This is a genomic window from Bradyrhizobium sp. USDA 4532 (assembly GCF_024171315.1).
GTDB lineage: Bacteria > Pseudomonadota > Alphaproteobacteria > Rhizobiales > Xanthobacteraceae > Bradyrhizobium > Bradyrhizobium australafricanum.
Window position 1 is genome coordinate 3,801,711 of the sequence record NZ_JALJZN010000001.1, and the last position, 21,382, is coordinate 3,823,092.

Genomic DNA, 21,382 nt, shown 5'->3' on the forward strand with positions numbered 1-21,382 from the left:
GGGCGCGGATCAGCAAGTGTCGTACCAACTGGCGGCCTCGCAAGATTCAATCCTCGATACCAGGGATTCAAGGCAAGAGCCCGGTTTCGGCGCACGAGGGCTTGAAGCAATGGCGACAACTGGAGGAAACGCGACAGCGCCACTTGCGCTAGGCTCCCACGGCCTGGAAAGAGTGCTGCTCGGCGCGGCGGCTCCCAAGCGCCTTTCAAACAGCCGGGCGCTGGCGTACCACTTTCACATCTTGGTCAAGTACCAATGCTGACAATTGAAGAAGCCGATCCACAAATGGCAATCGTGTGGGAACCTTAGCCGGTGCCAACTGCGGCGCGCGGCCGCGCGGCATCCGATTAAGCGCTCGCTTGGACTTCTTCCCTCGCGGAAAGGCAATTGGGACTGCGTGCAGTTAGTGCAAGGCAAGCGAAGAGCTTTTCGCAGGGCTGGTGACGTATGCTTTCTCTGTTCTTCGCGATTATCTCACTGCTCTATGCAATGGTTGGCCAAGCCGGTGGAACCGCGTTCCTAGCGCTTATGGCGTTTTCTAGCTTGCCCTCCACGGAGATGCGCCCGACGGCGCTTGGCCTCAACATAGTTGTCGCGAGTTATTCCACGTGGTTCTTAAACCGCAATAAAGTCATCGACTGGACAGCGCTCCGGCCGCTTCTATTGTCATCGATGCCGGCGGCACTTGCCGGCAGCTTGCTGGTGCTCGGGGAGCACGTTTACAGGACGTTGACTGGTCTTGTCCTCCTTTTGGCGAGCGCTGTGATGATCGTTCGGCGCGGCCGCGTTGCCCATCGTATTTTCGAAACTCCGCTCTGGGGAAGCGTAGGCATTGGAGCGGTCGTCGGGTTTGTTTCGGGTCTGACCGGCGTGGGCGGTGGAGTATTCCTGGCGCCCGCGCTCATGACACTGAACTGGGCGTCAGCCAGGCAAGTCACCCTGCTGTCTCCTCCGTTCATCCTAGCGAATTCCACAGTGGGCTTCGTCGGAGTTTTTTTCACCGGCCAGTTTCCGTGTTCGGATTCGGCCGTTTACGCAATCGCCGCACTGGGAGGAGCCGTCGCAGGGACGGTTATCGGCCTGAAATGGCTGAGCCAGGCAGCTATTAGGTTCATCCTCGTGGCGGTTCTGCTCATTGCCGGCGTGCAGTTGGTGCGCACCTAAATGCCGTCGGATCTGCTTTTGCTGCAGCTGTCGTTGCGGTCATCGAGCACACCGAGGCTCATGACAACAGTCGCAAAGATTCCAAAACGAACGATCCGAGCCCCTGAAGCAGAACAGACGCGTATCGTCTGACTTGGACGTGCCAGGGAGTGCAGAAGCTGACAATGCCCGCGCGTTGCAATTCCGGCACAGCCTGCGGCCTGTTTGAGAATTGGTGAACTCGCAGCGCTCACAATGGCTCGGCCGAATTAAAGCGCCCCGACGCACCTGCCGGGGTTTGAAGTGCGCCGGGGCAGCCCCAGCATCATCAGTACATCCGTGACGATGCTTGGCGCAATGAGACAAGCGGCGTGGCGGAATTGAGGCTGATCCATCCTTATGACGTGGAATGCAAAATGTTTTTCACGCCGGTTCGATGGCTATTGAAACTCACGTTGCGTCACGTTGTACGATCTCACACCCTGCGTTTCATCGACCGAGACTCCTTGTCTGACAATCCCGGCTTGAAGAGCATTCTGCCCGTTGCATCCGGAGGCGTCGCGCTAAATACTATCCCTACCCTCGTTCGCCTATACCATTTTATCCTGCACAACCTAGGCAGCCCGGAACGCAAATCGGAACACGACATCGCGCCCCGAAGCATTTCCCGCCAAGTCGCTGAATGCAAATGGGCTCAAATCCCGTCTGCGCAGGTTTGAAAAGGCGCGACTGACAACGATGCGGCAGATTGTGCAGCTTCAATAGAAGCGCCGACTAGCGCTCCTCGACGAGCCCTTCTACCGTAAGAAAAACAACATCGACGCCGAGACCCGCCGGCGCTTTCTCACCATTACGTGCAAGCGTGTGGCAAAGGTGCTATTGCGCGAGGGGGAAGTGCCAGGCGCGAGCCGAACGGTAGCATGCCAACCTGTCAGTTCGCACAGGGTGTATGAAATCGAAGCCGAAAGAAGCTCAACTGTGCGTCGCATTTGATTATGACGCTTTGCGCTCCGATTGGGCCAAGCATTCCAGCAGCGGTGCATCGAGGCTCGGGATTTCCGGCATCGCCTTGCCGGCGATCGCCTGAAGGTCACCGACCATGCCAACGGTAGATTCGATGACAGAGAGGATCTGCGTCTCGCGCTTGGCCCATTGTCGGCCCATGAACTTGCGCTCCTTGTCGAGATCTTCTCGCATGTCGTTGAATTTTTCAACGACAGCTTCTACCCGCTGGCGGAACCTGGTGCCGGTCAGATACCGGTACACCTGCTCCATTTTGGTTTGCTGGCCTTGCTGCACCAGGCGCGAGCTGCTCAAATCAATCAGCCCCTGACGGAGCGCGATCGCGACCGCAACAGCACAGCGGGGATGAGCAACCCATATTCCGTCGATCAGATCGAAAAATTCGACGTGCTTCGGCAGCGCCTGTGAAATGATGAGGGCCACATCTGCGCCACACCGCCTTTGGTCGTCGCGCAGTTTCCCGAGCCAGCCGTCGCTCCATGCCTTCGTACGCTTGGATTCCCAAAGGATGAGGCCCGCAGGATGACCGATTGAACCGTTGACCTGCTGGACGACGTCCGCACCCAGCTCTCCCTTGCCGATCGGCTCGATTGTATCAGTGGGAAAACGGCTGCGAAGCAGCTCTTCGAGCTCGAGCTCAAGCACTTCGCCCTGGGATTGCTGCGAGCCCTGCTCAGCCTTGCGCTTCAACTCTTCGATCGTCCGCGCCATGGATTCGATCGTTTGATCCTTCTCGAGCACCCGAAAGCGGGCGGCTTCGTCGGCTTCCTGCCTGGCTTTGGCCCGGATATCTGCGATTGAGGCCTGCACGCGTTTTTCGATGGTCAGATCGAGTTCACGTTTCTCTTCGTCAAGGGCACGTTGCCTGCGGATCAGTTCGGCCTGAGCCTGCTGCGCCTCAGCAAGTTTGGCATTGTTGGCCTCCAGGCTTTGACGAAGCTCGGCTGCTTCGGCAGCTTTTGCCAGCAGCTCGGCCGCCGCGGCCTGCCGAGCCTTCTTCGCTTCCATGGCGACGAGTTCGGTGCGCTCGGCCGCCAGGCGCGCGGTCACTTGATCCTCGATCTGTTCGCGTTGCCTCGCCAGTTGCTCCTGCTCATGGCGCAAGGCCTCGGCCTTGCGGGCAACCTCGGCATCCTTGTCCGCCAACTGTCGCTGAAAACGTCGGCGAGTTTCCTCGATCAGGGGAGCAGCAAGAGATTCGGTGAGGTGAATCTCATGATTGCAGTTCGGGCAATGGAGAATAGGCTGATGCGCGGCGCCCGCCGCGGGTGCTTTCAGGTTCATGAGCCCTCCTGGCCGATTGGCCCTGTGCTGCCGGCCCAGCGTGGCGCGGACTACCAATCGGATTTAGCGTGATTTCCTGACTCGATCGAACGCCTGGGGCATCCACATCAGCTTTTCCACCGAAAACACCTTGAAAGGCTGAGGCCGACTGGTTCGCCGCCGGCAACGCCTTGGATCCTGTCTTTGTCGCAAAAGCCCCCGCGTTGGAGAATGCAGACGCAATGTGCGCTCCGATGAATCATTGTTCCTGCGCACAATGATTGGGCGGATCGAGCCCGGGCGGCCGAGCTCATGTGAGACATTTGTTCTCTTACCGGGTGCAAATGATGGCTAGCGCCTGACTTTCTCTCCGCTCCCAGTTCGCAGGCTGTCCTGGCAGCTACATCGAAGAAGGGTCTCGAGCTTCAGGATCAAGGCAGTGCCTTTTGACTTAACGCAAAGACAGAGCAGAGGATATCCGTCAGCCTCATAGCGTATCAGCGCGGAAAGGTAAGCGTTGCAGACCTCACTCCTGAACAAGTATTGTGATGCTCGCCTGCCCTGGTACACCATCTACCCAACGGTACCGGATTTCTCTGCTGCGGTCGGCGCCACGACCTGTGAGGCGTGGTTGCGGCGGCTGCCGCCTGACGAATCCGTATCGCTCTACCTTCACGTTCCGTTCTGCCGGTCGATCTGCTGGTATTGCGGCTTCCCAACAAGCCTCACTCACAGCGAGCGGCCGATTCGCAATTACCTGCTGACGGTACGTGAGGAAATTCGTCTGGTCACAGAGCAAACGCCTCACGGTCTTCCGGTGAGCGACCTGCATTTCGGCGGCGGCACGCCGACTACTATCCCACCGGCCGATTTCTTGGCTCTGATGGAGCTTTTGCGCCGCTGCTTCGCGTTCAGCAAATCGACCGCGCTCGCCGTCGAGATCGACCCCCGCGCGTTCACGGCCGAGATGGCGGAAACCTTGGGATTAGCGGGCGTCAGCCGCGCGAGCATCGGCGCGCAAAGCTTCGATCCCGTAGTTCAAAGGGCGGTCAACCGTCTCCAAAGCGAAGCGCAGGTCGCTTTTGCGGTCGAACGCCTTCGCCAACATGGAATAAGCCGTATCAATTTCGACCTGCTCTTCGGATTGCCGCATCAGACCGTGCAATCCTGCGTGAACTCAGCGCAGACGGCTTTGACCATGCGGCCCGACCGCCTTGCTGTGTTCGGCTATGCCCATGTTCCCTCTTACATGAAACGTCAGCGCCAGATCGACGAGACGGCGCTGCCCGACAATGTTGCACGCGCCGAGCAAGCTGCAGCCATGGCAGATACGCTGGTGTCCGCCGGATATCGCCAAATCGGGCTCGACCATTTTGCCCTCCCGGACGACGAGCTCGCGCACTCGCAGAAAACCGGCCGGCTGCGCCGCAACTCGCTGGGCTATTCGGCCGATACGTGTAACACAGTGATCGGCTTTGGTCCGTCAGCCATCGGCCGTCTGCGCGATGGTTACGTGCAGAACGAGACGGCAACCAGTTCCTATAGCCGACAGATTAGTGCCGGCCATCTGGCAACCTCAAAGGGCCACTGCCTCACCGCCGAAGATCGCGTTCGGGCTGCAATCATCGAGCGGCTGATGTGCGACTTGCAGGCCGACGTGCCGGCAATCTGCGCCGCCCACGGATTTGCTCCGATGCCCTTTGTCGATTCAGCTGATCGTCTGGGAATGCTTGCCGAAGACGGGATACTGGACATCGAAGAGGGTTTCGTCCGAGTCAAACCAGAGCACCGTTTTGTCATTCGCGCTGTTGCTGCCGCGTTCGACGCTTACCTCGACCGCGCCCCCTATTAGCAGGCGACGGATATGCGCATCGCGAAGGAGCGCTCGGAGGGGCGCCTCGGTCAGCCGATTGTCCAGTGGATCGGACTGACTAGTCGCGACCTGCGTTGCGCTGGAAGCGGACAAGATTGGTGCTACGCAACTCCGCGAGGTCCTGCGTGACGATCTCGCCGGGCAACTACGCTTCATCTGACGAAGCGTATAAATGTTGAAGTGCTTGTCGAGCGGTTCAGGGTAGTGGCGGGCGAAGCTGTCGGCATGCTCCTGGATTCGGACTGGCCACTCACAGCTTCATCTTTATTTAAAGCCTATAAGCAACTGACAAACCACGCATATCTCCCAAACAGAGGACGGGAAATTGATGAATGCTGCTCTTAAGAGCATGGTAAGTCGCATAAGTGGCTTTTAAGAGCATGGTAGCAACCAACAAACTTCAAAAGGCTCCCCCCTTCCCCGTGTCCCGGGCCCTCAAGCAATTGGGAGCAGATCTGCGTACCGCACGCATCCGCCGCAACATGACCATCGAGGACGCAGCCAGCAGAATCGGAACGGGCTTGCGCGCTGTTATGGACGCCGAAAAGGGCAAAGCATCGACGGGTATTGTGGTCTATGCCGGGTTGCTGTGGCTCTTCGATTTGCTCCGGCCCCTCGAAGAACTCGCCGATCCCTCAAGGGATAAGGAAGGAATTGCCCTGCAAGCGACGCGGGAGCGCAAACGGGCACGCAAATCCGGCGGTCTCGACAATGGCTTCTAAGGGCAACACTGAACGCTTCGTCTACATCACGCTGCCCGGTCAGACCGAAGCGGTAACGGCCGGCCGCTTCCAGCTCGTCGAGAACCGCCGTGGCAATGCAGTGGGACGCTTCGTCTACGGCAAGTCGTATCTATTACGCGAAGATGCCGTCTTGATTGATCCTGTCGAGCTTAAGCTTTCGGGAGAGACAACCAAACAGGTCGACCGAATGGCGTCTTTGGCGCGTTGCGCGATGCAGGACCGGACTATTGGGGGCGCCGTGTCATCGAGAAGCATGCCGGCGTTCCTCAGCTCGGTGAACTCGACTACGTGCTGAATTCAGCCGACGACCGCGCAGGCGCGCTTGGTTTTGGACTTGGTCAACAACCTCCGGCACCACGTCGCAAATTCAACGAGACGCTCGAACTCGCAAAGCTGCAGGAAATCGCCGACGCCTTAATGCTGAGGACGATGTAAACACCGAGGAAGCTGCACAGATACAAGACTTGATGCTCATAGGCACCTCCATGGGGCGCGCTCGCCCAAAAGCTGTCATAGAGGACGATGACGGACCCTGGATCGCAAAATTCAATCGCCCGGACGACCGCTGGAACAACACCCGCGTCGAGCGCGCGATGCTTGAACTGGCTAAGGCTTGCGGCCTTCGTGTCGTTGAGAGCCGTATCATCAGCGTCGGCGAAGGACGTTCTTCTCATCAAGCGGTTCGATCGCACGAAGACTGATAAGGGATATATGCGCTCGCGGATGATCAGTGGACTGACCGTGCTCGCGCTAACGAAACGGTCGAGACGCGAGACCGCTGGTCCTATGTATTGATGGCTGAGGAGATGCGCCGGGTTACCGAAGAGCCCAAAAAGGATGCCGAAGAACTTTTTGGACGCATGACGTTCAATGCGCTGATTTCCAACCTGGATGATCATCCTCGCAACCACGCCATGGTCGCCAAAGAGCGGGAATGGCAGCTTTCGCCGGCCTATGATCTGACGCCTTCCCCGGTTATTTCGCAGGAACATCGTGATCTAGCGCTGGAGGTTGGCAACCGGGGGGCGATTTGCAAATGCAAAGAACGTGCTGTCGCAACATGCCCGCCTTCTGCTGGATGCCGAAGAGGCCAAAGCGATTGTCTCGGGCATGACCGAACAGGTGCGCGCCTCATGGTACGATGTCGTTCGCGGTCAACGGGTGAGCGACAAGGACGCCGAAACGATCAGCGGCGTCTTCGTATACTCCGGCTTCTTGACAGAATAGAGTGAGGGACGATCGCTCCCACTGACTAGCTGGAGATTCGATTCGGCCACTGCGCCAAAATGGCGGGTCGTTCTCCGTCCCTTGGCCGATGCTTGGAAGCAGACAGGTTTTTGCGAGCTTCAATCACTTTGCCGAATGGTTGGCCTTTCTGCTTCAATTCAGTTGACCTCCGGTATTCCGCAAGTTGTGAGCGCAAAGTTTGAATGCGCTCAGAACCCCTATGGGCTCGCATGGCCTGATTTCGGCATGATCAAAGCGGGATGGTTGGTCCGATTGACTGCGCTATAGCTGGCGCGGAACGACAGGTATGGTGGCAAAAACGCGGCCTTTCGACGTCAAGGCGCGCTTGCCTTTGGTGCTACGATCACTGGCGCCCCTCCAACGGAAACAGGTCCTTGTGGTGTGGACTGCCCGAGCCGTTTCTTGGCCCGGCTCGAAGCAGCCTGGGCGGACGGTGGGGCAGAAACGGAGGGCGTAGAAGCAACAGGCATTGAATTCCGCAGCGCCTCGATCCGCGAAGTCAGCACGCTGATCTGATCTAAGATCCCCTTGAGGTCCTCCCGCGCGGCATCGATCCTGCGGTTCAGTTCTGCGATCTCATCGCTAGCCTTCAGCTGTGCCCACTTGATCTCGGATAGGGAAGCTCTGTCATCCAGTGACGACCTCATGATTGAAGCGACTTGGTGAGTTTCCGGCGTCCCGACAAATTCCCAGAGGTCAGCCCAAAGCCAGGCGCCAGCAGCACTGGAGCCCACGAGGACAAGGAGAACCACCAAGACACAGAAAATGCGTCGTGACGGCCCTCGCAAGAGCGGTCGCAAATCCGAAGCGACCGCATCGTCAATCATCACCATCGCTCCTCGTCCAGCATTCTTCTTTCGACCGGTTTGCTTCGCCGATCCGAGCGCTTGCGGTGTTCGCGCGCTCCAGAGGTCCCGACTGCCGATAATGCCACGTTTCGCGGTCCTCCTCGGCCGCCTGCCCATTTTGCTTCCTGCGCGCCTTGAAGGACCTGCCGCTTCACTCAAGACGCGCCGCTTAGGCGGCGGCTGAACGTCAATTTCTCATAGGGAGGGCAACCATTGCGCGCGATCAACTACCAATCTCAGCAGGTTGATTGAGATCACGGGCGCATGCCAAGCGGGACCAACGAAAGCCGCGCAGGGGAAGCACCCGCTATGCAAGACAGATTCGGCCGTCCCAACGGCTCTTACGGCGCCAGCTGCTCGCCCGCCTCCACCAAAGCCGCTCGAAGGCTGTTTTGTCCATTCACCTGTGACGACCATGATGGACGTCGTCGTGCGATCTGCGAGCGCAGACATTCCAGACGCGGCTGGTCGCGGATCCAGTCGATTGTCTGGCGCATCACAAAACTCCATGAACTCGTGCCTCGTGCACCACGAGATTTGCTTCCTGGCGCTTGCCACTTCGTCAGTAAAGGGATCTTCCCGCAAGGTACCCGCCAACGCCAGCCTGCTCTGTCCCAGGGCGAGCAGCCTGGCTGTGTTCATAGAGTGAGGGCGAGGGTAAAGGCACTCGTCCTCAACCCTCTTGCCGCGCCAGCGCGCACTGCTCTCTTTCGGCGCTTCGGCCTGATGCGCAAGTTATTTGCAGAGCAGATCATCTGCTGCCTCCTCGGGAACGAAAATGTTGGGATGCCACTCTCGGCCAATCAGGCGACAGTTCTTTCCGATCATGACTGGCTGACACGGACCTGAAGTACGCTATGCGTGATTGGTTTCTTGCGGCGACGTCGCTTCGAACATCTTCGGCCGCCTTGGCATCTGTTTTCACGTTTCGGCCAATCGGCAAACGATGGAGACGGGCTATCGCAGTTTCGCTGGCGGCTTGCCTGTTCGGCAACGCCGCGCGGGCACAAACCGGTGACGAGTTCGATCCCGGAAACGACACTGTAGGTCAAGCCAGCGAAGGCAGACAAGCTTCCGGTCCGGCGATAAAGTTGCGGACCGGGATGATGCGTGCAATCCGGCCTCGGCGCCCGTGGTCTGCGGCACGTGCCGATACGTCTGGCGAAAAGCGCAGCAGTGTTGATAGATTTGCTCAGACGCGAACGCAAAAGCCCATCGATCCCTTCGCCAGGTACGACAATCTGCGTGAAAAAGGGTTGTGGCTCGCCATTCCTGGTCCTGCAGATACGATTGATCAGGAGGACGGCGGCGTTCGGTCCGCGCTGGCAGATGTCGGCATTGGCTATATCGGCTGGACACACAACATGTTTGTAGATAATCAGCTGCCGAATGCAGCGAGAAGCCCAATCGCAAACCAGCTTTACATGGGCCAGAACCCGACCTTCGCTTCGGCGAACTTCTTGATTGTCACTTACGATCTCAGCCGATTTGGCATTCCCGATGGCCAGATTGTCGTCGGAGCCGAGCAGCAATACTGGACGTGGGACCGCCCGGGGCCTGACAGAGTGGGGTTCAACACGCTCGCCTACTACCAGACTTTGCTCGACAGGAAACTCGAACTCAAACTTGGTTACCTGAGAAACCAAAATGAGTTTGCCGGCACATTGTTCGGAGGGATGACCGGATCGAACATGTTCGCCTTAATCCAGGCAGGGGTGAGCACCAATGCTGCGCCCACGCCGGCGGTCAACCTGAAGTACAATTTTGATGATCGCTTCTACAACAAGTTCTCACTTCAGCGCTCAATCAGTCCGGATGGTCCCTATGCCGAGATAAGGGAGAATCCCGCCGGCTTGAACTGGAGCACGACCAATGCGGGCACGCTTCTCGTCGATGAAATCGGCTACAGGAGCAAGGCCGCTCCTGGATCGCCCGACACATGGCTGCGGGCCGGCGCTGGTTTCAACACCAGCCGCTACAAGAATTTGGCGGACCCGGATCAACAGCGAGTAAGCGGCAACAATTTCCAGTACATCGCTGCGGACCGGCAATTTTGGCAAACTGATGCCACTGGGTCGCCGTCTCGCGGACTCTATGGCGGATTCTCTTTCATGGCAGCTCCGCCTGACCTCAACAGGATCAGCCAGTATTACGAGCTTCGTCTTTATACGAAAGGGCCGTTTGATAGTCGCCCCAAGGATCTGGTTGCTCTTGTCGCCAGCAACACGACCTGGAGCAAATTCGCCGTGGATGCTGCCCTGGCTAAGGGCCAACTTGCGCATCGCGATACCCTGGCGATCACGGGCACATATACTGCCCATCTTGCCCCGGGCATCTATGCAAGCGCCGGACTGTCATACATCCACAACCCGACAAGCGTCACACATACGCTTCACACCGAGCACGCCCTCAATCTGCTGGTGTCTACGCTGGTTTTCTTCTGATTATGGCAAGCGCCGTTCTGCTGCCACCTTCGCGTGCCCCCGGGAACCGGAACTCTGCGATCTGCTTGCAGGATCGGTCCTGCATCTGAGTTTGATGAGCCGGTGACATCCGATGTAAAGGGACGCCACCTGTAAGTGATTGCGCAAAATGGAGGACGTTAGGTCTGTAGGGACGGTCGACGGATCGTCGAGAAGAGGCTGATACCGAACGCCGTCATTTGCGGGATTGGCCAACGCCAATAACCTCAAGTACGGAACCTTAACCACGTCAGGTTCTCGAAAGCTTGACCGACTAGGCAGACCTGTTCAGGTGATCCTGGACGAGAGGTTAGCGTGGACCCGCAAGATTTTGACCCGTCTAACGTGCCAGCTTGGCCGCAGGTGCAGCACGACGTCTCGCAAGAGCTGCAAACGAGCCAAGCCGGACAAGAAGGCTTTGAGCAGCACTTGGCTGAGACAAGGCAGTCCGAACCTGCGTCCGTCGGCGCTGGTGGCTCCTATCCCCATCTAGCTGCCCAAGACCGCGACCTTATCGACAGGGCGATTGCTCAATATAGGGCTCAGAAGGGTCTACAACCGAACACGGTCAAGCTTTATACTCACGCACTTTTTCGACTGGCGAATGATCTCCGCCGCCGTGGCCAAACGACTGACCTAAGGGACCACCAGTCCCTGGTTATTCACCTAGATACTTACTTTCCGAAAGACGCCCTCATGAAGACAGGCGTAAGCGTGCTTCGTGCGTCTCATGATTCCGGTCATTCGGTTTCTCGCGGGCGACCGCGCGCGCTCCCCTCGGCGAAAGACACATCTAGCGATGGCCAGCAATCCCCGGACGAAGCGGTGGATCCACGTGCCAGAAGCAATCTCCTGGCAAGCGAGGATGTCCCCATCAATCATGAACCTGACACAGTTCAATCGAGAGCATCGAAAAGAAAGAGGACGCTGAACGATCTGGAAGAAGTTCAGGTATATAGGAAACCGAACGCAAGCGCCGCTTCGACAGGAAGTGGCGGAGCAATGCCGGTCGCTTCAACGGGCGTCATAATCCGGGGACAGTGGGACAGACGGCCTCTTTATCCCGAGGATGCTGCCGATATCTTCAGGCTTGAGGAGGCGCTTTTTGAGGGCGGGACGGCTGCCGTTACGGCGAAGCAGCATGCAGGTTCTCTTATTGGCTATAGTCGTTGGCTCTTCGCAAATAACAAACCAAGCATTGTTGCTCGGTTAGACGGCAAATCGCTGAACGATGGCAGTGACATGCGCGAGTTCAGCGGTGCCTCTAGTAGCAACAGACTCGCTAGAGCATTAGAGCATCTGCGGATCTTTCGGTCGACGGGGGCCGTCGCGCCCATCGTGCGTCCAGGGCGTACGCGCGCTAAGCTCAATCCTTCCGTTCAGAACCCGGCGCTCATCAATCCCGAAGGCGCTTTACTGACAGAACCGACACGCATCGACAGCGCCGCTGCGCAGCACCGCACGTCGTACGAAGCTAATCGACAAGTGGAGCATCAGGAGGGACACGACAATCAAGCTGTCCCGTCGGCTCTCCTCGAAGGGGCGGTCGCGGTCGAGCCAGAGCAGCTTCCTCAGGAGCAGCTTCGGCGCTTGTGGGACGATCTTGATGACGAAGCTATTCCCTTGACAGTTTCCCTGCCTTCAGAGGAGCTTCAGCAACTGGAAAAGGAATTGGGCAACGAGCTTCAGCGGCAATCGGAGCATCCCCCGGCCCCCTCGTTTTCCTTTGATCAAGTAGAGTTTATCATTGATCCAGACCAGTTCTCTCCAGCGGAGTTTCGGCGACTGCTCGAGGATGAAGACGCACAGGAGCTTACCGAGGGGCGAGATGATCAACTCGCCACCTCGGCTTTCAGCCAGGAGCAAGTCGCATCCGATTTAGAGCAGCTCCCTCAGGCAGATCTTCGGCAAGTACTGGATCATCTCGATGATCAACCTAGCGACTCGCCAGTCTCCCTTCCTCCAGAGGAGTTGCGGCAACTGGAAAAGGAATTGCATGACGACCTCCACGGACCACTAGGCGATCACTTCGTCCCTTCGGTATCGATTGGCCCGCCGGATGGTCAAGCCGTGCCGCGAGCTTTCCTCCAACAGTCCGTTGGGCGCGATCAAGCGTCGATTCCTCCGGAGGAGCTTCGGCGAGTGCTGGATGATCTGGATGATCGCCCCCTTCCCTCGACGGTCTCGGCCTCCCCGGAGGAGCTTCAGCGACTGGAAAAGCAATTGTATGACGAGCTCCACGGACTAACAGACGATCATGCTGCCCTGCCAATCTCGACCGATCCGGAAGCATTTGCTCTTAATCGAGAGCCGTTCTCTCCAGGGATGCTTCAGGGACTGCTCGGCGATCAATACGTACGGGAGCATACCGACGGGCGAGATGATCAACCCGCCGGGTCTGCGTTCACTCAGGAGCAAGTCGCATTGGATTCAGAGCAGCTGCGGGGGGAGCTTCGACTGGCCCTTGATCATCTCGATGATCAACCCACCCGCTCGGCCGTCCATCCAAAGGAGCAGTAAATGGAAAAGGACTTGCATCACGACCTGCATGGACTACGAAGCGATCACTTCGCCCTTCGGTCTCGATTGATCCAGAAGAGTTGACTTCCGATTGGAAGCAGTCCCACTCTGGCCATTTCGGCAACTGCATGATGATGAATAAGCAGTGGAGAGCGCGAGACCTAGCGGTAACCACCCGAGTGGACCGCACAGGTATGGTACCAAAGACACTGCATGGGCTATGCCACTTCTCCTCGATGGTTTCGCAGTCTTCTAATTCCCCCCGTGGTCCGCTTCCTAATTATCGTAAGCCGAGCGCTGACTGCCGCCTCGGTGCGCCCAAGCTTCTGGGCGATCTCGCGCTGTGTCAGCGCCGTCTCCCGGATCAACCGCAATAGCTCTTGCTCTTCCTCAGCGGACCACGAGCCTGCCGGCATCGAAACCCTCCGAAATTGCGCCGTAATGAAATGCCAGCAGGCTTGCAGATTTTGGTAGCTGCGTCTGTCCGGTCTTTCCCGGATTTGTCCAAATTTGTTCGATCGCATCTCCCAACCAGGACAACACCTGTGAGCGAGCACCTCCTATCCTGGATTCCGCGTTGAATGGATCGTTGACTCGATTGGCACCACGCTGCCTTGCGAGAGGGGCGTTTCGATATCTCTCTGCCTAAACGCGGGTGTGATATCGGGGCAACGAAGGTTTCAATTGAGAATTGGAGTCGATAAGGCACCTGTCCTCGTTAGTTGGATTCGGGATAAACGCGGACACGCTGGCGTCCCTCGCTTTCCACCAACTCGCCCCTATAAGGCACTCCACGGATCTTGAAATAGCTCGGCCGCCCGGGCCCGGGCATGATGCGCTCGCCTTCCAGAACGCGGACGAGGTAAGGCGGAAGGAACCGCTCTCTGTGCTCCCAGCCGCCCCGAATCAGAGAGCCAAGATCAACCGCTCCTTCCCCGGGCCGTCTTACGCTTACGATTGGCTGTGGGGGGTGCAGCGGCCGGGATGGCCCGGCTTCGTTCATCCCACCAACGCGCGGGTGATGGATCAGGCGAATATCCCTGCGACCGCCCGGTCCAAATGTCGCCGAATAGCGCTCCCCATTAATCGCAAATTGACTTGGCCCGAACTGGTTTGGCAGCAGATTGATGTTGCCCAACACATCGATCAACACGTCTGAGGCCGCCTGGGAACCGTGGTGCCAGTTGGCGCCAACGATCGCTCCGATGTCCCGCAGCTCCGGAGTCACCCCCGGTGGGCCCGCGAACGACGAAGCAGCTGCAAATTCAGGTGGCGCAGAGCGCGCATCGTCGCGCAAATCATGCGGTGTGGGTGGATCCAGATCAACGAAGGACTCGAGATCGCCGTAGATGTTTGACGATCGAGGCCTCACGGACGAAGGCGATGCGGGTTCTTGCATCTGTTGCCCAAGCCAGGCCCAGGCTCCCTGGCTCGGGGTGGCTGGAGTAGCAGGAAGCTCGAATGGCGGATGAGCCTGCGCGACCCAGTGCGGTGCCGGCATCGGTGAAGCGGGCCCGTGGATCTGCTCACCAAGCCAATCCCAGGCTCCAGCGCTCGGCGTCGCAGGCGTTGCGGGAAGCGGTTGAGATGAGCTGGTCTGCCAACCGCTGTGCGGCGCCGGCATCGATGAACCGGGCCCGTGCATTTGCTCTCCAAGCCACTGCCAGGCACCCGCGCTCGGCGTGGCTGGCGTTGCAGGAAATTCCTGTGGCGAGTGGGCCTGTGGAGCAGCCAACCCAGAAGGCTGACCTGCGTCCTCAGGAGGCGGCAATCCCAATGCCCTGTTCGCCTCGAGGATTTGCTGGTAGAGCCCAAGCCTGACCAGATCAGCGTTGATCTTGCTGTCCTCGGTTTCTTGCGTGTATTCCGCGAGGTCTTGAGCGAGCCCAGGGGTAGAAAGTCGGCCGGCGATCGGCTGTCTGTCGTGCGTCTGCAACCACTCACTCAACCTGAACATGCGGCGAGTTTGCCTGTCGATCGTCTTTGGATCGATCCTGCCGGTTGCCTTTTCCGCCGCCGCCCACATGCGGATGAAGCTTGCGTCCTCAGCATGAGGAGCCAGCCGGCGGACATCGGCTGCCAAGGTATTTCCGGCACCGACATCACGAAGCTTCTTCAGGGCCGCCTTGATGCGCCTGCCGCGGTCCTTTGCGTAAGTGTCTACGTCCTCATCGAGCTCCGCTTCCAGCTGGTGGTTTTCCACATCGGGATTTTCCAGCTGCGCATTCTCCAGTTCGCGGCGAATTCGATCGGCAATCGAGGGCCTGCCGGCGTCGCTCAGGCGCGCGCTCAAATGGCGCAAATCGGCTGCCGCGTTCTTGATCGTGCCGTCGCTGAGATTGCCCGCCGCCTTGTTTCGGAAATCCTCGATGAGCTCCTCATCGGCCCGAGAGACCCCACGCGTCCGGCCTGGCTGCCTGGCGTGATCAATTCGTAGATTCGTCGAAATGACGTCAGATTGCCCCGCATCTCGCGAGGACTTTTCGCTGCCGCTCCCGCCAAGGGCCTTGCCAAGTCCCGACTTGAAGCGTGACCATAATCCGCGGCTTTTTCCGCTCTTGGCCGACGCTGCAGACGCTGCGTCCGGAAAGCTGTAACGTGTGCTGCTGAACAGATCATCTCGCAAACCAGACTGCGGCACTTGCGACGAAGCGGGAAGCTGAAGGCTGGGAATGTCTACGCTCCGTCGCGTGCCGCCTAGCGCACTCTCCCTAGAAGTGGAGCGTGGCGGCGCCCGCATCGAACCGCCGAAATCGTCCCTCCGCACTGCTCGACCACCTGCTGCGGGAGGCCGATCAGGCGAAGTTGAATTCCTTTGATCAGACGGATCGAGGGTCAAGTCCTGCAGCCGCCCTTCAAAGTCACCCTGCTCGCTTGGGCTGCCCGCTCGCTGCCCAGTCCGCCCCTGAAGGGCGGCATATTCGCGCATCCAGGCCCCTGAATCGAAGAATGGGTCAACCGGATCCATCCTGCTCTCCCCATGTTTGCATAGACCCTGCAACAATCCGCACTTCCTGGATTACGGCCAGGTAGCAGTTCGTTCAGCAAGGGTCAGATCAATCTGATTGTTGTAGCTGCAACCTTTCCAAAAGCTGACGAGATCAGGATATTGCAGCGCGCAACACCGCCCTCGCATCGTCACCCGCCTGACGACAGGATAGGGTCGCTCCAGTTTTGCCGAACCTCTTCGCCGGCCGCGAATTGGCCGACGGATATAACAATGGATCGCCTGTCGATCGTGCGCCGAATTCAAACATCACGGCCGGGCTCACATAGCCTCTACTAGTCTCCAATAGGTAACGTGACGAGTATCGTGTCGTCCTTGGCATCAGCTTTGGCCCGGCATCAACTTTGGCGCTGAGCTTGTCCTGCTGCACGCACAACGTCTTTTCCTTGACGCAGACCGGGAGGACTTCTCGCGCGGTGAAGTTCCACTTTGCTTGACTGCGGTTCTGAGGGACCAAATTATCCTAGCTTGCTTCATCAGTCCGGAGCCATTGTTCGAATGCGGTATGTGAGATCCACGTCGTCCGGGAAACGGCGGATCGGGATCAGATAGGTTTAAGGTTTATCCGCACACAGTTCGCTGAGTAGGCCTTGCAAGACAACTCGGCAATGAAGATTCGGCAGACTTCGCTCACTTAAATCGGGCTCAGTTTTTGCCTGAGGAGACTTTTCGACCGATGGGGCTCGGTCTCATAGCCGATTTCGCCGGACGTAGATACAACCTCGCCTCGCGCGCGGAATTTTTGCCGCTCGGCGAGACAAGGGCCCAGATTGACGGCGGCATACTTTCCAAGGTGCAAAAGCACGTTGGAAGCGATGAGCAAGGCCTCACAAGCGATCGTTACGTACCGCCGCAGAGCAATGACAAACATCTCTGCGGCGGTTCGGGAGCCTCATAGTTCGAGGCCACGCTCTGCGAGCACACGGTCCATGACCTCGCGTTTGATCTCGCCAGCGATCTCGTTTCGGACTTGCGCTCCGAGCACCCGCTCGGCATCCGCGTCGCCCAGCAGATCATGCTCGGCCAGTCGCGGACCGAGGCGGCTTTGAAACTCCTCGCCCATGGCTTCGAGCACCCGGTCTTGCATCGCGGCATGTTCGTCCGGAGCGATGCGCTCCAGCACCGTCTCCCAGGGTTGCCAGCGGCTTGCCATGTAGTCGATGAACTCGCTTGCTTCGCGCCTCCGGACCAGGTCCAGCGCCTCCGTCGCATCATCCTCGCTTACGTCAGCGACCGCCAAGAAGCGCATGTCAGAAGCGACGTGACTGAGCTCCAGCGGCTCGCGCAGCCGATGTTGATAGGCCAAGTAGACCTCGACGTCGTCTACGTTCGGGTTGACGCTAGCAAGCACGTTGACCCTGTCGCGCGCGATCTCGTCCAGCGCCTCCAGGCGAAACGCGAGACGGCCGCACTGGATCAGTTCGCCAAGCCGGTTGTCATATAGCCCATTCTTGACCTCAGCGTTGATGCGCGCCGTCTGCATACCGTTCCAGTGCAACGTAACACGATCCTCGCAGCTGGTGTTAGCCTCGGAAGCCTGAGCAAAGAACTGCTCGCGCAATCCCTCATTGGCGGCCGCCTGCCGCAGATCATCAGCCACTGCCTGACGAAACGCGCCATTGCCGTAGTTCACAGTGCCACGTAGCCTTTCCAGGAACTGTGCGTAGTCCTGGGCGCCGGGCTCATCCGCAAAGTGCTGCCATTCGGCCAGCGCGGCCGGGTCGTCTGCGAGCCAGTGTGCCGCAGCCTCATGCAGGGATTGCTGCGCAAGCTGCGGTGGTGGCGCTTCAGCCGCCGCCAGATGAGCGAGGACGTCGTCCGGCAGCGGGTTATCCCCGAACTCGGGGCTCACCAGATGCGGGTAGTAAAGGCTATTCATCGGTACGAGAGCCTCTAAAAGACCTTCAGGCAGGCTGGTCAGCCGGTTACCGCTGACGTTGAGCGACTGGAGCGTGCTCGGAAGTGGGTCGGGAAGGCTGGCCAATAGATTGCTGCTGACATTGAGTTCAACGAGCCGCGACGGGAGCGACTCGGGCAGATCGGTCAACTGATTGCCGCCAACCGCAAGCGAGGTAAGCCCGCTCGGGAGAGCGTCCGGCAGGCTGGTTAGCCGGTTGTCGTTCGCGTTCAGGACCTCGAGGGCGGCTGGAAGGTTGGCCGGCAGACTGGTCAATCTATTGTCGGCGGCCTCCAGCTCAGAGAGGGTCGCCGGAAGATCGTCCGGCAAACTGGTCAAGCGGTTATGGCTGATGAAAAGACGCTGGAGACCGGGTGGGAGCATGGCGGGCAGGCTGCTTAGCTCGTTGTGCCTGGCGCGCAGTTCCAGCAATCTTGGCGGCAGGGCGGTAGGCAAAGCGGTCAGCGAGAGTGAGGATAAGTCAAGCGCGCGCGAGCCTGTGTTCTCAGTATTCCTGATTCGTGTGCGCCCCTGCCGCCGATTCTCGGCCTCGCCCTGCCCCACTTCGGCAACCCAGTTGTCGATGACCTGCGCGCGCGCGGAAGCCGGAGTCCGATAGCCCGTCAAGGTTTCAACCAAATTCGCCACGGCGCGGTTGAAGCCGCCGAGGTAGCTTTCCTGGTCCACCTCTTCAGAAGGCGCCGAGGAAGAAGAACCTGCGTTCCACTGTGCCCGTCCCGCGTCCATCAATCTCTCCATCATCACAAACAAGAATGACCCCTGCGGAGCAGGCGGTTGCACAGCGCGAATGTCACTTGATAACCGCTATACGTGCTCGACAGCCCCGTCCGAGCGGGTACGGGTTTACACGAGTTCAAGCGCGGCAAAATGGATCGACACTGCTGCGAGTTTTGCCGCCATTTCGTTGACCAGATAAAGGCCGGTAGGACCCGTTCCCGGGGCAGCGTACTGCCGTTAACAAGCCTACCTGTCGATTAGCTGACGAGTGTCGCTGCAGAACCTCAGGGTTCGCTCGTTTGCCACGGGTGAGCGAAGCAAACCAGCTTGCGGGCGAACCGGTCAAGCTTCACAAAAACCAACTCGGCACCACTGCCTAGGCATTTGAGAGGCTCGGACTGAATTGGCCCTTCGGCCCGCCTGCCGTGCTTCGTTTCCCGTTGCTCGACCGAGAAGGCTCTGCTGGTCATCGTTGAGCTCCATACCGAAGCCGCTACCGCCTTGGTTATCCGCCGGGACGTTCCGGCACACTATTCCAAATCGTTGTAGCGACGATCGTGACGGCTTCGTTGGCTCTTTGTCACCTTATGACGACAGGCTCTGTCAGCTTATCGAAAGCTAAATGCCTTAAGCGCTAAAATGTGTAGTCGTGGACTGAGTCTGCTCGGTCTCGTTAGGAGGTAGGATGGTTCCTTTTGAGGCAGGACAGATTCAGCACGACGGTGGCCCCCCTTCTGCGTCTGCCGAACAAGAGGGCAGGCAAAACGAGGCCGCGGCGCAGTGGCAGGTACTCGTGACGGGCTATGCAGCTGCAGCTTCAGACCATGCTCAGGCCAATGAAGATCAGACGCTTGAGAATTGGGCTGCCGAACCTGAGGTCGGCCCGCTTGAGGATCGCGAAGAAGTGGTCAGGCGAGTGAATGCTCGGGGTGACGCCGATAGACTGAATCTCGAATCGCTGTCCCTTACTGGTCTGCCCAGGTTTCCGGACGATATCGTCGTGCTCGATATTCCCTTCAACCGGCTTACGAGTCTGCCCGACAACCTCCCTGCTTCGCTCCGACGTCTAAACGTCAGTGCCAATCAACTGACCAGCCTGCCTGCGCTTCCAACCGAGCTCAGAGGCCTCGACGCGAGATCCAACCGGCTGAGGAGCTCGCCTGAGGGCCTACCTGCTGCGCTGGAGTTTCTCGACCTCAGTCACAATCAATTGCTAGATCTGCCCGAGGTTCTCCCTGTTTCGCTCCGGTTTCTCTACGCCAGCCAAAATCAGTTGACGAATCTGCCGGAGGTCCTTCCTGCCACGCTCGAGTATCTCGACGTCAGCGAAAACCAACTCACGCGTTTGCCGGAGGTCCTCCCTGCTTCACTGGAGTTTCTCGATGCCAGCCAAAACCGGTTGACGAGTTTGCCCGAGGACCTGCTGACGCAGATTGGCGCTGATGGCGGGATAATTCTAACTGAAAATCCCTTGCCCGAGCAGGTGCTCGCGAATCTGGATACAGTCCTTAGCGCTAACGGCTATGTCGGTCCGACCGTCTACCTTTCGCGCGATGACGAGAGTGAATCGTCCGGGACGGACGATGAGCCGGCCGATGCTCTCATCGAGAAGGTCGCAGACTGGCTCCGCGGCAATCCACAGGAGGCTGATCGAGAGGTGCTGGCAGCTTGGCAGAGCCTTGCTGAAGAGCCGGGCGCCCGGGAATACACGCTCTTCCTTGGCAAACTGTTCGACTCCGTGAACTCACGTAATGAAGAATTCCGCCAGTCGGTCGCCGATGATCTGCGGCAGGCGGCGAAAGACCCGCAATTGTGCAAGCGCTACTTCCAACTGGCCCTGGACGCCAACCAGAGCTGCGAGGATCGCCGAACTTTGACTTGGAACGGCATGCAGACCGCACGGCTCATCGCAGACGTCGAGAACGGCGCCTATAACAACAAGGCCCGGCTTCCCGATCTCATCGATCTGGGGCGGGTCATGTTTCGCCTGGACGCGCTGGAGAGAATTGCGCGTGAGAAGGTTCACTCGCTAGGCTCGGGCAACAACGTCGAAGACATCGACGCCATTGAGGTCTCTCTTGCTTATCAAAATAAGCTCCGCGAGCGACTGGGATTGCAACACGTCGCGCCGAACATGCGCTTCTTTGAAGTCTCCGGCGTCACCAACGCTGACGTTGATAGCGCAGAGGCATCCGTGCGGGAGAGGGAGGCGACGGAATTCGCCGACTATTTGGCGGTGGACTGGCAACCTTGGGACGACGTTGTGAGTCATATCGCGCCCAAAGACCATGCCATGGCGCACGACGAGCTCATAGCTGCAATGGGGCCGGAGTTCGCCAGGCGGCTGCAGCAACAGCTCACCGACAGAGGTTTGATCGGGGTCGAAGCTGACCTTGTCGAGGATGCCAAGCTAGAGTTGGGTGCCGCAGTTCGTAGGGAAATCGCCCGTGAGATCAAGGGCGCTCTCAGAGACAAGGTGCTCAATGATCACTGCCTCAAACTGTAAATCGACTTTTGCTGCAGAAAGCTGCTAAGTCTCCTGTTGCAGTTTTCCTCCGGTGGGGCGAGTGGGTCGCCGAGAGAATTCGCGTGATGCGCAGCGAGTGCTGCGGAACGC

12 protein-coding genes and 1 pseudogene are annotated in these 21,382 nt (G+C 58.7%); 9 read left to right on the top strand and 4 right to left on the bottom strand.

What is annotated here, in order from left to right:
* The first annotated feature begins 447 nt into the window (after nucleotides 1–447).
* Nucleotides 448–1,164 carry a sulfite exporter TauE/SafE family protein gene (locus tag J2R76_RS17770; protein ID WP_253624365.1) on the top strand — a complete coding sequence of 239 codons (717 nt, stop codon included), beginning with the start codon at nucleotides 448–450 and terminating at the stop codon, nucleotides 1,162–1,164.
* Between the two features lie 972 nt (nucleotides 1,165–2,136).
* Here J2R76_RS17770 and J2R76_RS17775 read toward each other — a convergent pair.
* Nucleotides 2,137–3,450, bottom strand: coding sequence for a DUF2130 domain-containing protein (locus tag J2R76_RS17775; RefSeq protein ID WP_253624366.1), 1,314 nt, complete (start codon nucleotides 3,448–3,450; stop codon nucleotides 2,137–2,139).
* A gap of 496 nt (nucleotides 3,451–3,946) precedes the next feature.
* Between J2R76_RS17775 and hemN the strand changes: the two genes are divergently transcribed.
* The 5 genes and pseudogenes from hemN (at nucleotide 3,947) to J2R76_RS17800 (ending at nucleotide 7,272) form a co-directional block, all read left to right on the top strand.
* Complete coding sequence (gene hemN, locus J2R76_RS17780) at nucleotides 3,947–5,281, top strand: oxygen-independent coproporphyrinogen III oxidase (RefSeq protein ID WP_253624367.1); 1,335 nt, start codon at nucleotides 3,947–3,949, stop codon at nucleotides 5,279–5,281.
* Between the two features lie 401 nt (nucleotides 5,282–5,682).
* On the top strand, nucleotides 5,683–6,024 hold the full coding sequence (locus J2R76_RS17785; protein ID WP_253624369.1) for an XRE family transcriptional regulator: 342 nt from the start codon (nucleotides 5,683–5,685) through the stop codon (nucleotides 6,022–6,024).
* Entirely contained in the window at nucleotides 6,014–6,340 is a 327-nt protein-coding gene (locus tag J2R76_RS17790) for a hypothetical protein (protein WP_253624370.1), read from the top strand. The genes J2R76_RS17785 and J2R76_RS17790 overlap by 11 nt, the downstream gene beginning before the upstream one ends.
* A gap of 190 nt (nucleotides 6,341–6,530) precedes the next feature.
* Nucleotides 6,531–7,010 (top strand): annotated as a pseudogene (locus J2R76_RS40985) (HipA domain-containing protein); the annotation flags it as partial.
* A gap of 82 nt (nucleotides 7,011–7,092) precedes the next feature.
* Nucleotides 7,093–7,272 carry a hypothetical protein gene (locus J2R76_RS17800; protein WP_253624372.1) on the top strand — a complete coding sequence of 60 codons (180 nt, stop codon included), beginning with the start codon at nucleotides 7,093–7,095 and terminating at the stop codon, nucleotides 7,270–7,272.
* 1,210 nt (nucleotides 7,273–8,482) lie between these two features.
* Here J2R76_RS17800 and J2R76_RS17805 read toward each other — a convergent pair.
* A complete protein-coding gene (locus J2R76_RS17805; RefSeq protein ID WP_253624373.1) occupies nucleotides 8,483–8,638 on the bottom strand; it encodes a hypothetical protein in 156 nt (51 codons plus the stop codon).
* Nucleotides 8,639–8,998: 360 nt separating this feature from the next.
* Here J2R76_RS17805 and J2R76_RS17810 point away from each other — a divergent pair, with 360 nt between their 5' ends.
* Together J2R76_RS17810 and J2R76_RS17815 are read left to right on the top strand one after the other, a co-directional pair.
* Nucleotides 8,999–10,585 carry a carbohydrate porin gene (locus J2R76_RS17810; RefSeq protein WP_253624374.1) on the top strand — a complete coding sequence of 529 codons (1,587 nt, stop codon included), beginning with the start codon at nucleotides 8,999–9,001 and terminating at the stop codon, nucleotides 10,583–10,585.
* A gap of 333 nt (nucleotides 10,586–10,918) precedes the next feature.
* Nucleotides 10,919–13,123: a hypothetical protein gene (locus tag J2R76_RS17815; protein ID WP_253624375.1), complete on the top strand. Its 2,205-nt coding sequence runs from the start codon at nucleotides 10,919–10,921 to the stop codon at nucleotides 13,121–13,123.
* A gap of 718 nt (nucleotides 13,124–13,841) precedes the next feature.
* On the opposite strand, the gene J2R76_RS17820 is transcribed toward J2R76_RS17815, so the two are convergent.
* Nucleotides 13,842–16,091, bottom strand: coding sequence for a hypothetical protein (locus J2R76_RS17820; protein WP_253624376.1), 2,250 nt, complete (start codon nucleotides 16,089–16,091; stop codon nucleotides 13,842–13,844).
* A 931-nt stretch (nucleotides 16,092–17,022) separates the two neighbouring features.
* Nucleotides 17,023–18,774, bottom strand: a complete 1,752-nt coding sequence (gene nopM / locus J2R76_RS17825) for a T3SS effector NEL-type E3 ubiquitin ligase NopM (RefSeq protein WP_253624377.1) — start codon at nucleotides 18,772–18,774, stop codon at nucleotides 17,023–17,025.
* Nucleotides 18,775–19,450: 676 nt separating this feature from the next.
* Between nopM and J2R76_RS17830 the strand changes: the two genes are divergently transcribed.
* Nucleotides 19,451–21,271, top strand: a complete 1,821-nt coding sequence (locus J2R76_RS17830; RefSeq protein WP_253624378.1) for an NEL-type E3 ubiquitin ligase domain-containing protein — start codon at nucleotides 19,451–19,453, stop codon at nucleotides 21,269–21,271.
* Nucleotides 21,272–21,382: the final 111 nt, after the last annotated feature.